This window comes from Acidithiobacillus sp. IBUN Pt1247-S3 (assembly GCF_041146875.1).
In the GTDB taxonomy this organism is placed as follows: Bacteria; Pseudomonadota; Gammaproteobacteria; order Acidithiobacillales; family Acidithiobacillaceae; genus Igneacidithiobacillus.
This window is the reverse complement of the sequence record NZ_JBFRXP010000004.1, coordinates 14305-26217: the sequence shown is the minus strand read 5'-3', so window position 1 is coordinate 26217 and position 11913 is coordinate 14305. Positions and strand designations below refer to the sequence as shown.

The 11913-nt window shown below is 60.0% G+C and carries 10 protein-coding genes and 1 tRNA gene; 6 read left to right on the top strand and 5 right to left on the bottom strand.

Annotated features, from left to right (window positions below; translation table 11 throughout):
* The first annotated feature begins 40 nt into the window (after positions 1–40).
* Complete coding sequence (locus AB4090_RS03950) at positions 41–394, top strand: DUF4870 domain-containing protein (RefSeq protein WP_369572560.1); 354 nt, start codon at positions 41–43, stop codon at positions 392–394.
* A 78-nt stretch (positions 395–472) separates the two neighbouring features.
* Complete coding sequence (locus AB4090_RS03945) at positions 473–2308, top strand: ABC-F family ATP-binding cassette domain-containing protein (RefSeq protein WP_369572559.1); 1836 nt, start codon at positions 473–475, stop codon at positions 2306–2308.
* On the opposite strand, the gene AB4090_RS03940 is transcribed toward AB4090_RS03945, so the two are convergent.
* The 5 genes from AB4090_RS03940 to AB4090_RS03920 form a co-directional block, all read right to left on the bottom strand.
* The gene (locus tag AB4090_RS03940) at positions 2309–2587 is read right to left on the bottom strand and encodes a hypothetical protein (protein WP_369572558.1); all 279 of its coding nucleotides are present in this window, start codon (positions 2585–2587) and stop codon (positions 2309–2311) included.
* Positions 2569–2892, bottom strand: a complete 324-nt coding sequence (locus AB4090_RS03935) for a hypothetical protein (protein ID WP_369572557.1) — start codon at positions 2890–2892, stop codon at positions 2569–2571. Before AB4090_RS03935 ends, AB4090_RS03940 begins: the two co-directional genes overlap by 19 nt.
* Positions 2889–4640, bottom strand: coding sequence for a peptidoglycan D,D-transpeptidase FtsI family protein (locus tag AB4090_RS03930; protein WP_369572556.1), 1752 nt, complete (start codon positions 4638–4640; stop codon positions 2889–2891). The genes AB4090_RS03935 and AB4090_RS03930 overlap by 4 nt, the downstream gene beginning before the upstream one ends.
* A 245-nt stretch (positions 4641–4885) precedes the next feature.
* Positions 4886–4962, bottom strand: a tRNA-Pro gene (locus tag AB4090_RS03925).
* A gap of 5 nt (positions 4963–4967) precedes the next feature.
* Positions 4968–5936, bottom strand: coding sequence for a polyprenyl synthetase family protein (locus AB4090_RS03920; RefSeq protein WP_369572555.1), 969 nt, complete (start codon positions 5934–5936; stop codon positions 4968–4970).
* A 147-nt stretch (positions 5937–6083) separates the two neighbouring features.
* On the opposite strand from AB4090_RS03920, the gene AB4090_RS03915 reads away from it, so the two are divergent.
* Genes AB4090_RS03915 through AB4090_RS03900 form a run of 4 tightly spaced genes read left to right on the top strand, consistent with a single transcriptional unit; the run spans position 6084 to position 11866 of the window.
* Positions 6084–8438: a glycoside hydrolase family 15 protein gene (locus tag AB4090_RS03915; protein ID WP_369572554.1), complete on the top strand. Its 2355-nt coding sequence runs from the start codon at positions 6084–6086 to the stop codon at positions 8436–8438.
* Entirely contained in the window at positions 8435–9220 is a 786-nt protein-coding gene (gene fabG / locus AB4090_RS03910; protein WP_369572553.1) for a 3-oxoacyl-ACP reductase FabG, read from the top strand. The genes AB4090_RS03915 and fabG overlap by 4 nt, the downstream gene beginning before the upstream one ends.
* Before the next feature lie 3 nt (positions 9221–9223).
* A complete protein-coding gene (locus AB4090_RS03905) occupies positions 9224–10735 on the top strand; it encodes a GMC family oxidoreductase (protein ID WP_369572552.1) in 1512 nt (503 codons plus the stop codon).
* Positions 10736–11866 (top strand): sugar MFS transporter, encoded by a 1131-nt coding sequence (locus AB4090_RS03900; RefSeq protein WP_369572551.1) that lies wholly within the window; start codon positions 10736–10738, stop codon positions 11864–11866.
* The last annotated feature ends 47 nt before the right edge of the window (positions 11867–11913 follow it).

The window sequence follows — 11913 nt, the reverse complement described above, 5'->3', positions numbered from 1 at the left end:
AACCCTATAATTTTACAGGATTACATAAAGGGAACGTCACATGCCTGAATCTACAGTTATAGCACCGGAAAGTCCCAAGGAAGATCGTAATATTGCCACGCTCGTGCACGCGGGTGGCATCCTCTTCGGTTTCTTGCCATCACTCATCGTCTACCTGCTCAAAAAAGAAGAAGCAAACGCCTGGCTGCTGGGGCAACTGAAAGAGGCCCTGAATTTTCAGATCACCATGCTGATTGGCTATGTGGTCGCCACCATTCTCAGCTCCTTACTGATCGGTTTCGTCATATTCCCGATTCTCCTCGTCGTGAATCTGGTTTTCTGCATACTGGCCGCGGTGAAAACCAGCAGCGGTGAGGCCTATCGCTACCCACTGACCCTGCGCCTGGTGAATTGAGCCCAGCAAAGCCCTTGCCGGGCCCTACCGCCCTCCCCTAAGCTTGCCAACCAGGATTGTGAGAGGGAGGGCGGGATCTTGCCGGTTTTAGAGTTACGCGAGGGTCTCATCGAGTGGGGCGGCAGAGTATTACTCGATCACGCCGACTTACGCGCCGAAGCCGGCGAGCGCATCGGCCTGATTGGCCGCAATGGCGAGGGCAAATCCACCCTGCTTGCGGCACTCGCCGGTCAGTATCCCCTGGATGGTGGAGAGCTGTGGATTGACCCGGCCCTGCGTCGCGCCTTTCTGACCCAGGAGCCAGAGCTTCCGGCCGAGCAGATCGTTTTCGACTATTTGCTGGCCAGTCCGCAGGACAGTGCCAGTGCCGAAGTCCTGCACGACGACTCGCCAGAGCGTTGGACCCTGCCCGCACGCGCGGAGGCCCTCTGTGAAAGTCTGGATATTCCACGTGAGCGCCAGATTGCCGGACTGTCGGGGGGGCAGAAAAAACGTCTGGCCATTGCCAGCACCCTGATTCACGGGGCAGAGCTGCTTTTTCTCGATGAACCCACTAACCACATGGATCTGGCGGGTATCGAGGCCCTGGAAAAGACCCTGCTCCGTTATCGCGGCACGCTCTTTTTCGTGACCCACGACCGGCGCTTTCTCGAATCCTTGTGTACCCGCATCGTCGAACTTGATCGCGGTCAGTTACGCAGTTTTCCTGGGCATTTTTCTGCCTACCAAAAACGCAAAGAGGAATTGTTGAATGCCGAGGCGGCCGACCTCGACCGTCTCGAACAACAACTGGCAACGGAAGAAGCCTGGCTGCGCCAAGGTGTCAAGGCGCGTGCCAAACGCAATCAGGGCCGCCTGCGCCGACTCGAACAACTGCGCGAGGAGCGCAAGAGCCGCAGTGGACGGGTGGGTGAGGCACAGATCCGCATCCAGCAATCCGAGCGTTCGGGCAATCTCATTGCCGAGTTGGACAATGTGCATCTGCGCCTGGGTGAGCAACAAATTTTGCACGGCTTCTCTACTCGCATCGAACGTGGTGATCGGGTTGGCATCATCGGCCCAAATGGTGCCGGCAAAACGACGCTCCTCCGTCTGCTGCTGGGCGAGCTGGAACCGGATGCAGGAAGCATCCGCCGCGGTACTCGCCAATCCATCGCCTATTTTGATCAGTTGCGCGAGCAGCTCGATCCGGAGATGCGCGTAGTCGACGTCATCGCCGATGGCAACGACTTTATCGACGTCGATGGCGAGCGCCGCCATGTACTTGGCTATTTGCAGGACTTTCTCTTCGCGCCAGACCGTGCGCGCGGCTTGGTGAAGGGGCTGTCCGGTGGCGAACGGGCGCGCCTGCTCCTCGCCCGTCTTTTTGCCAAACCCGCTAATATCCTGGTCCTCGATGAACCCACCAACGACCTTGATCTGGAAAGCCTAGAGGTCCTGGAAGATCGTCTGCTCGCCTTTCCGGGCACCGTTCTGCTCGTCTCCCATGATCGCGACTTTCTCGACCATGTAGTGACGCAGAGCATCATCAGCCTGGGCGATGGGAACTGGTTAAACACCGCCGGTGGGCATCAGGAGTTCCTCGCCTGGCAGGCGGCGCAGCAGGTTGCAACGACAGGCTTAAAAGGGAAAAGCAAAGACCTCCCGCAGCGCAATAAGACGGCACGGCGACCCAAAGCCCTCAGCATGCGCGAACGCAAGGAGCTGGACATGTTTCCGGCATACATTGAAGCGCTCGAAGTCGAACAGGCCGTGCTGGCGGAAGCCTTGGGCCAAGCAGAAACCTATCAGAACGCGGAAAAGGCCATGTCCTTACAGGAGCAGGCGGCACGGATCAGCGCCGACCTGGAGGCCGCCTATATGCGCTGGGAGGAGTTGGAGGCGAAGGATGCGGGACTTAGTAGTGCTGAGTGATCAGGGCAGCCGCAGTACGCGCAGAGCAAGATAATCGACTAGCGCTGGAACCAAACTGGCCAGCAACGCCAGCCCCATAGCTACCCACGGGGTAGGGATTTGTACCGGGCTCGGTACCCAGCCACTCCACTGCCATGCCGTACCAGTGATGACGTAGGCCAGCAGTAGACCGGGGACTAACAGCAATACATCGACTAGCAGTCCCAACAATACCGCGACGAGGACAGCAACGACCCCCAGTAAGCCGCGCAGGTAAGGAACTAGCCGCGGTAGACCCATAACAGCACATCCCTACGCGGCAAGTTCACCGTTTTGTTGGAAGAAAGAAACAATTTAGCCGTGGAAGTGAACGCGGCATTGCTTGCCTCTGCGTTCACCCGATAAGCACCCGGCCAATCCGGGGCGGTCTGCGCAGAGATACCCGCTTGGCGCAGTAAGCGCGCTCCGCTGGCATCAACATATAAATGCGAAACGGGCAGACGCGTAAACAGTGCGACGAGTAGGATCGCGAGTAGGATAATGCCCACGCCAGCGGCCAAAACCCCCGCCACCCAGCGATCCGCTGCATCCATTGCCAATCTCATTGCCCACCTCCTTCCGCCCAGATTTCCGCCTGCGCCTGGGTGACCTGATTACTCGCCGAGGCGCAAGGATGATTACCACACCAGCGCGGGGCGATCCCCAGCTGCTGTAGTGCATGGTGCATGGTCACGCGAAACACCGGCGCCGACTCTACCCCGCCAAAGTTCCAGTAGCGCGTGCTGCCGCGCAAGGATACCGCCATCACCAGATCGGGCGCAAAACCCGGCGCAAAACCGACGAAGGTAGCGTTGGTCTTGTTTTTCTGGAAACCATCCTTACCGTTGGCGAGATTGGCGGTACCGGTCTTGCCTGCCACGGCGTAGCCAGGAATGGCAGCGAGAATGCCAGTGCCATTCGCGGAACAGACGCCTTCCAACCAGCGGCGTAGATGCGTGGAGATTCCAGTCGACATAATGCGATCACTACGCCCGGGTTGCCCGGCAATCAGGGTCGGCTGCACATGCACTCCACCATTGGCAATGGCGGCATAGCCTTCGGCTAGTTGCAAGGTGGTTACCGATACCCCATAACCCAGGGCGATGGTAGCATGGCGCGCCTTGTCCCAGGTATTTGGTGGCGGCAAGACACCACTGGTACCCCCATCGAAGCCGAGCTCAGGATCACGCCCGAAGCCGGCCTTTTGATACATGTCATAGATGGCGTCCGGTGCCGTACGCAGGGCAATTTTGGCCGCGCCGATATCACTGGAATACTTGAGGATATGCGCGACATTGAGCTCCTGGTGGACGACATCATCGCGAAGACAAAACCCACCAATCGGCAGACAGTGCGAAACATTAAAACTCTGGTCTGGCTGAATACTTCCCGTGCCAAGAGCTGCAGCCACCACGAATGGTTTCATCACCGAGCCGGGCTCGAAGGCCTGATGCACGGCGTTATTAACGTAATCGTTGGGACTGGTGCAGCCATTTTGGGTATTCGGATTGCACGAAGGCACACTAACCATAGCGAGGATCTGGCCGGTATGCACATTGATCACCACCGCCGAGCCGTTTTCGGCGCCAAAATGCCGTTGTGCAGCCTGCAGAGTCATGTAGGCCCAGTACTGGATTTGCGGCTGGATGGTCAAATGCAGGTCATGGCCATTCTGCGCTGGCTGCATCTGCAACACGCGTAAGACGTCGCCCTTGCCATCTACTAGCACTTTTTCGCGCCCGGGCTTGCCCTGCAACCAAGTGTCGAAGCCTCGTTCCAGGCCAGCAGCGCCATGGTGATCAAGATGCACAAGACCGAGGAGCGGCGTAGTGACAGGCCCCAAAGGATAGTAACTGCGGCTGGTCTTTTCTATATAGATGCCGGGCACGTGGAGTTTTTCCAGGGCCTGCCCCAACTGCGGATGTACCTGGCGCAGCAAATAGACAAATTGCGCGCCGCCGCCATGTACACGATGCTGCAAACTCGACTCAGAAATGCCGAGGGCCTGAGCCACCGCCGGCCATTCTTTTTGATAGCGTTGAAAGATCCGCGGATCGGCCCAGATAGTGACGGCGGGCACGTTGACCGCGAGGGCCTGGCCATTGGCCGCATAGATAATTCCACGCTGCGCCGGTAGCGGGCGCTCTTGCAGGTAGCGCATATCGCCCTGCCCGCGCAGCAAATGCTGTTGCAAGAACTGTAACTCGGCGTCGCGCCCCAGGACCAGAGCAAGGCCGACAAGGATAAGCAAAATCAGGAGTCCGGCGCGCCACCCCGGAAGTTTACGAAAACGCGAACTGGTGTCTTCGTTCATGGCTGACGCGGGCACTGAGGATCGTTACAGGAGTTGATGTCTTTCGGTGCGCAGTAGCGCGCACAGCGGGAACACTGCCGCAGCTCTTGCAAAGGGGGCTGTCTTCGCTGCGCATTACGTTGCCTTACCTGTCGCCAGTGCCAAGCGGCGTACACAGCAACAGCGATCAGGATGAGAAATTTCCACATCCGATCAACGGCCTCCCTTATAGAAAAAACGCCCGCTTTGCTAGCAGGCGCTGTTGTTGGTCGGGGCGAGAGGATTCGAACCTCCGACATCCGCCTCCCGAAGGCGGCGCTCTACCAGGCTGAGCCACGCCCCGATACGTTAGTGGTCACGATGGACCGCAAAATCCGCCAAAAACAACAATGCATTTCTCTCGGCACAGTCGGCAAAACCTTGCAGATAGGAACGCGCTTGCAGTGCTATCTCTTCAGCAGAGCGCAAAGTGTATGCAATGGCGTCGGTCTTGGCAATGATTTCGAGAACCTGGGGGAGATGCTGCCGGGTTTCGTCTGCCAGCGCCGCACGCAAAACGATCTGTTCCGCAGGGGTCGCATGCCGCATCGCGTGGATGAAAGGCAGCGTTGCCTTGCCATCCGCCAGGTCATCACCACGATTTTTGCCCATACGCTCGGCCGCTGCCTCGTAATCGAGGGCGTCATCCATGAGCTGGAAGGCGGTGCCGAGCAAACGCCCATATTCGGCAAGCGAATGTTCCTGATCTGGGCTCATCTGGTTGACGATAGCGGCAAGGCGGGTCGCCGCTTCGAAGAGCTTGGCGGTCTTGGCGGCGATCACGGCGTAGTAATTTTCTGGGTCGAGGTCGGCATCGTTGGCATTTTCGAGTTGTGCCACCTCGCCCTGGGCAATAACACTGGTGGCCTCGGCCATGGTCGCCATGACGCGCATGTCACCGTCTTTTACCATCATCTCGAAGGAGCGGGCATAGAGAAAATCACCAACCAGGATCGCCGCAGCATTGCCCCAGAGCTGATTGGCAGTAGCGTTGCTGCGCCGCAGTTCCGAACCGTCGACCACGTCATCGTGCAGCAGCGTCGCGGTGTGAATGAACTCCACCACCGCCGCCAAAGGAATGGGCCGCGCACTACGATTCCCGCCCAGGCGCGCGGCCAACAAAAGGATGATCGGGCGCAGGCGCTTGCCTCCAGCATTGATCAAATACGCGCCCATGGCGGGGATGGTGGGAACACCGGATTGTAGCTGTTCTTGGATGACGCGGTTGACTGCCAGCATGTCGGCCTGGACCAGCTCTTTGACGCCATCGAAATCCATTTTTCACTCTCTCTCGCTACGGCGCTAACCCCATGGTCTGCGCAAAGTCTGGCGATTGTCGATAGCCGGGCGCGCCTTTGTCAAGGCAATCCGCGCCGTCATCACCTACACTTTTATACAGATTTAGAGAAAGAAGGAGAGTCAGCCATGTCGCACGCGCCATCCCCATCCTGGAGTCATCCCGTCTGGGCTAGTGCCCAAAAAAGCTGCGTAGGGGTGGCCCCGAACCGCAGTCGGGTGTGGTTTACCATGGCTCGGGGCATCCTGACGGAAGTTTTTTATCCCCGCATCGACATCCCCCAAATCCGCGACTTGGGCTTTATCATTGCTGACGACCAAGGCTTTTGGGTGGAGCTCAAAACCCTGCCAGAGCCCGAGTTGCATCTGGAAGACGCGCAAATCCCGCTACCGCAGATTACCCATCATCACGAGCGCTTCAGCTTTTCTTTGCGCCTTTGTCCCGATTCCCGACGCGATGTTTTGCTACTGGAATACAGCTTGGAGGGCGATGCAAAGCTGCGTCCCTATCTGCTTTGTGCTGCGCGGCTGGGCGGGGATGCGACACAGAATGAAGCGTGGTGTGGCAGTTGGGAGGGGCGCGATCTGCTCTGGGCCGAACAGGGGCCCTTTGGCCTCGCCCTGCTTTGTGCAAACGAGGCGGGGCTACCGGGCTTTGCGCGCCGCTCTGTGGGCGAGATTGGTGCCAGCGATCTTTGGCAGGATTTCCATCAGCACCGGCGGATGCGCTGGGACTATGACAGCGCCGGCCCCGGTGAGGTCGCGTTGTCCGGCGAGTTGCCGCGCCAGGGGCATCTGGCTCTGGGTTTGGGCAGTAGTAAAGAGGCGGCGGCCACCAATGCCTGGGCCACGTTGGCCTGTGGCTTCGCGCAGATCGAAGCCGAATACCAGGCGGCATGGCGCGATTGGCACCGTGGGCATCCACCCCCGCGCAATTTTCGCAACAGGATTCCTGACGACCTGCACACGCTCTACGCGCGTTCCATCAATGTGCTCAAAGTACACGAGGACCACACCTTTCCCGGCGCGCGGGTAGCCAGCCTCTCGGTGCCCTGGGGCGAGGCCAGCGACAGCCGCGGTGGGTATCACCTGGTCTGGTCCCGTGACCTGGTGGAAAGCGCCGGGGCCTTGGTGGCCATCGGCGCCCTGGCCGAGGCACGCCAGGTACTCGCCTATTTGATCAGCACCCAGCAGGCCGACGGTCACTGGCTGCAAAACCAATGGCTCGGTGGCAAACCCTTCTGGCAGGGGATTCAGCTCGACGAAGCGGGCTTCCCGGTGCTACTCGCCAGCCTTCTGGAGGAACGCAAGGCACTGAACGGGATGTCAGTCAGGGACATGATAGAACGTGCCCTGCACTTCATTGTTTGTGAAGGGCCGGTCACCGGTCAGGATCGCTGGGAGGAAGATGGTGGGATCAATGCCTTTACCCTGACGGTGGCCATTGCCGCACTGGTCGAAGGCGCCTCCTTTCTGCAGGGCAAAGCCGCGGATTGCGCCCTGATGCTGGCAGACTACTGGAATGCCCATATGGAGGACTGGACCTTCGTGCGCAATACCGATCTGGCACAGCGTTTTCATGTGTCTGGCTACTATCTGCGCATTGCCCCCGCCGATGTGCTGACCCAGGAGGGTGCCAAAGACGAATGGATATTGGTCAAGAATCGCGCTCAGGATCCGCACTGGGCCGCCAGCGAGCAGGTGGCCACCGATTTTCTCCAGTTGGTGCGCTACGGCCTGCGCGCCGCTGACGACCCACAGATCCAGGATTCGGTGGCGGTCATGGATGGGCTACTCAAGACCGACACGCCCAAGGGTTCGGTCTGGCATCGCTACAACGGCGATGGCTATGGCGAGCATCCCGATGGCAACCCCTTCGATGGCTGCGGCATTGGCCGTGGCTGGCCCTTGCTCACCGGCGAACGCGGTCACTACGCCCTGGCCGCCGGCGAAGACCCTCTGCCCTATCTGCGCGCCATGGCGGCGATGACCGGCAAAGGCGGGTTGTTGCCGGAGCAGGTCTGGGACAGCGACCCGATCCCCGAGAAGGGCTTGTATCCGGGGCAACCCAGCGGCTCAGCCATGCCCCTGGTCTGGACCCACGGGGAGTTTCTCAAACTTTGCCACAGCACGCTCCAGGGGCACGCGGTGGATCGGCCGGCGCAGACCTGGAAACGCTATGGCGGCCAGCGCCCCCAGCTCGACTATCGCATCTGGCGCCTGCGCCACCGGCTGCGGGAATTGATGGTCGGACAGGAACTACGCATCCTCCTTGGGGCGCCGTTTCGCGTGCATTGGGGCATTGACGATTGGCAGGACGTGCAAGATCTCCGCGCAGAAGATTGGGAGTTGGGATATCTGGCCTGCTTGCCGACCCGCAAATTGCGCCCTGGGCAAAGCGTCCAGTTCACCCTGTACTGGCCAGAGAGCAATAGCTGGCAGGGAGAGAATTTTACCGTGCAGATTATTGGAGGTGAGACATGATCCAAATTGACCTAAGCGGAAGAACGGCCTTGGTAACCGGCGGTAGCGGTGGGCTGGGGCGTGCCATGAGCGAGACCCTGGCAGCAGCCGGGGCACAGGTTGCAGTGCACTATCGCAAGGGGCAGGAAGAGGCGGAAGCGGTCGTGCGCGGGATTGAGCAGGCGGGCGGCAAGGCCCAAGCCTTTGCTGCCGATGTCTCCGACCCGCAAGCGGTGGAGCGCCTGCTACAGGATGTGGAAGGCGCCTTTGGCGGCCTCGATATTCTGGTGAACAATGCTGGAATGGATGGACCCCACGCACTGGTCGGTGATGATGATCCACAAACCTGGGAAAAGGTGATTGCCGTCGACTTGCTCGGGCCGTATTACTGCGCCCGTGCTGCCATCCCCCGCATGGAAAAGAAACAGCATGGTGTCATCCTCAACGTCACCTCGGTACACGAATTCATCCCCTGGGAAGGCTACAGTGCCTACACCAGCGCCAAAGCGGGCCTGTCGATGTTCACCAAAACCCTGGCCCAGGAGACCGCCGACAAGGGGATTCGCGTCGTCGCCCTCGCCCCCGGTGCCATCAAGACACCCATCAACCAGGCGGTATGGGACGACCCAACATCTCTCAAGGATCTCGACAAAAAGATCTCCATGGGAAGGCTGGGCAAGCCGGAAGAGGTCGCCCAAGTCGTCGCCTTTCTGGTCAGTGATCTGGCCAGCTACATCACCGGCACCACCCTAGCGGTGGATGGCGGCATGCTCATCTATCCCGATTTTCGTCACGGAGGCTAAACCATGGATGCCGATGTCCTGATCATCGGTAGTGGCGCGGGTGGCGGTACCCTGGCCCGCGCCCTGGCCGATAGTGGTTTGCGCATTCTGATCTTGGAGCGGGGCGATTTCTTGCCGCGCGAGTGGGGCAACTGGGACCCGCAGACGGTCTTCGCCAGCTATCGCTATCACAGCGACGAGAGCTGGCTCGATGCTGATGGCCAGCCCTTTCACCCGGTCACCGGCTATCACGTGGGCGGCAACACCAAGTTTTACGGGGCTGCGGTTCTGCGCCGGCGGCCCACGGACTTCAAGGCACGCAAGCACGTTGATGGAGTTACGCCAGACTGGCCGCTTACCCACGAAGATTTTGCGCCGTACTACGACCAGGCGGAGGCGTGGTACTTTGCCCACGGTGAAGCGGGCAGCGATCCCACCGAGGGGCCACGAAATCCCTACCCCTTTCCTCCGCTCGCCCACGATGCAGCTGTGGCCTCGGTCGAGCAGGCCCTGCGCGATCAAGGACATCACCCCTTCCCCCTGCCCCTGGCCCTGCACCGCCTGGAAGACGATCCTGCCCACAGCCCCTGTGTGCGCTGCCCCCAATGTGATGGTTTCCCGTGTATGGTCCACGCCAAGGGCGATGCCGAGGTCTGCGGGGTGCGTCCAGCGCTGGAGCACAACAATGTGAACCTGCGCTGTAACGAGCGGGTGCGGAAGATCCTGCTCGCCAACGACGGTAAGACGGTGTCCGGGGTCGAGACGGACCACGGGCGTTTCACTGCCCGGGTCGTGGTCCTTGCCGCGGGCGCGGTAAACAGTGCCGCCCTGCTGTTGGCGTCCCGCAGCGAGGTCTTCCCGAATGGTCTGGCCAACCGCAGCGATCAGGTCGGGCGCAACTATATGTGCCATCTCAACAGCGCCTGCATGGCGATCGATCCGCTGCGGGAAAACCGCAGCATCTTTCAAAAGACCCTCGCGTTAAATGACTTCTATGAGGACTCTGGTGATCCCGATTACCCCTACCCCCTCGGGCATATCCAGGGCCTGGGCAAGGTGACGCCAGCACTGTTGCACGCCCAGCGGCCGCGCTGGCCGATCCCCATGACCGCCTGGGCGGCGAGCCATTCCGTCGACTGGTGGCTGACCACCGAAGACTTGCCGCTACCCGAGAATCGCGTCACCGTCGATGAGCACAACACGATTCACCTGCATTGGCAGCCCAAGAACCGCGAAAGCCACCGGCGTCTTTGTGAAAAATGGCGCGGCCTGTTGCAAAAAGCCGGCTTTCCCTTGGTATTCTTTCAGGCCATGGACATCTCCGCGACGGCGCATCAGGTGGGCACCTGCCGCTTTGGTGATGATCCGCAAACGAGTGTTCTCGACCCCAATTGCAAAGCCCATGACCTCGACAATCTGTATGTGGTAGACGCGAGCTTCATGCCCTCCATCAGCGCCGTCAATCCGTCGCTGACCATTATGGCCAACGCCATACGCGTCGCTGATGTACTGCGGAAACGGCTGGATAGGACGTAGATGAAAAAAGGCACGACCGCGGTATTCGCTGCGGGATTTTTGCAGGGCTCGGCCTTTGTGCTGATCCCGGCCCTGGGTAGCATTCTGCGCAGCGCCCCCTACGCCATGGGCAATGGCACCTACGGCATGCTCTACTTCCCCGAGATTATCGGCGCCATCATTGCGGCCTTGGCCGCCGGTAGCATCCACAAGCGCTTTGGTGCCCATGGACTTTTTCGTATTGGGGTCCTGGCCAATGCCATCGCCATGGTTCTGTTGGTGCTGGCATTTTTCAGTGGCCAGGGCCTCGTGGTGGTCATTTTGCTGGCCGAAACCCTCTTGCTCGGCGTCGGTTTTGGTCTCACCAATGCCGCGATCAATCGCGCCTCCACCTTGATCTTTGCCGGCAGTGCCACCGCCGCGGTCACCATCCTCAATGGGGTAATCGGTGCGGCCACGTCGATCTCGCCCATGCTCCTGCACCTATCGACTGTCTGGCTGACCTGGGTGCTGTGGCCGGCCGCGCTGCTCCTGCTTTGGCTGCTCACCTTGCTCTTGCCACAGGCGCTTGAGGAGAACCAAGGACAGGAGATCGGCGGTCTGCGTGCCTGGAAAAAGTCCATGATCCCCTTCGCGGCAGCCGTTGTTATCTATGCGATCTGCGAGGGCAGCTTCGGTAGCTGGGCGAACATTCTGGTCAGCGTCGATCATCATCTAGCCAGAGCAACAGGCGCCGCGGCGCTTTCACTATTCTGGGGGGGGATGACGGTTGCGCGCTTTGTACTCGGTGCCATCCCCGACCCATGGTTGTCGCGGCGCTGGGTCTACCGTGCTGCGCCCCTGGGCATGGCCGCCTGTTTTCTGATCATCCCGCAACTGCATAGCGCCACTGCACTATTGCTGTGCTTTGCCTTGGCGGGTGCCGCCTGTGGCATTTACTACCCCTACAGTATGGCCTTTGGCGTTGCCCGGCACGGCAAGGAAGGCACACAAATGGCGGGACTCATGGTGGGGGCATTGATGGTGGGCGAAGGCATCGGTTCGGCAGGCCTCGGGCCGTTACAGGCTTTACTGTCACTGAATCACATCTATCTGTTCTCTGCGCTCTGGGCCATACCGCTGATATGGCTCGCCTGGGGCAACAGCTCATAGCGAATACCATGGCAACAACGATGCTGCGTACCTTGCACTGATGGCAG

What these genes read in the sequence shown, in the direction of transcription:
- AB4090_RS03950 (WP_369572560.1), top strand. Translation starts at nt 41, where the DNA reads ATGCCTGAATCTACAGTTATAGCACCGGAAAGTCCCAAGGAAGATCGT.
- AB4090_RS03940 (WP_369572558.1), bottom strand. Translation starts at nt 2,587, where the DNA reads ATGGGTCTACCGCGGCTAGTTCCTTACCTGCGCGGCTTACTGGGGGTC.
- AB4090_RS03935 (WP_369572557.1), bottom strand. Translation starts at nt 2,892, where the DNA reads ATGAGATTGGCAATGGATGCAGCGGATCGCTGGGTGGCGGGGGTTTTG.
- AB4090_RS03930 (WP_369572556.1), bottom strand. Translation starts at nt 4,640, where the DNA reads ATGAACGAAGACACCAGTTCGCGTTTTCGTAAACTTCCGGGGTGGCGC.
- AB4090_RS03920 (WP_369572555.1), bottom strand. Translation starts at nt 5,936, where the DNA reads ATGGATTTCGATGGCGTCAAAGAGCTGGTCCAGGCCGACATGCTGGCA.
- AB4090_RS03915 (WP_369572554.1), top strand. Translation starts at nt 6,084, where the DNA reads ATGTCGCACGCGCCATCCCCATCCTGGAGTCATCCCGTCTGGGCTAGT.
- fabG (WP_369572553.1), top strand. Translation starts at nt 8,435, where the DNA reads ATGATCCAAATTGACCTAAGCGGAAGAACGGCCTTGGTAACCGGCGGT.
- AB4090_RS03905 (WP_369572552.1), top strand. Translation starts at nt 9,224, where the DNA reads ATGGATGCCGATGTCCTGATCATCGGTAGTGGCGCGGGTGGCGGTACC.
- AB4090_RS03900 (WP_369572551.1), top strand. Translation starts at nt 10,736, where the DNA reads ATGAAAAAAGGCACGACCGCGGTATTCGCTGCGGGATTTTTGCAGGGC.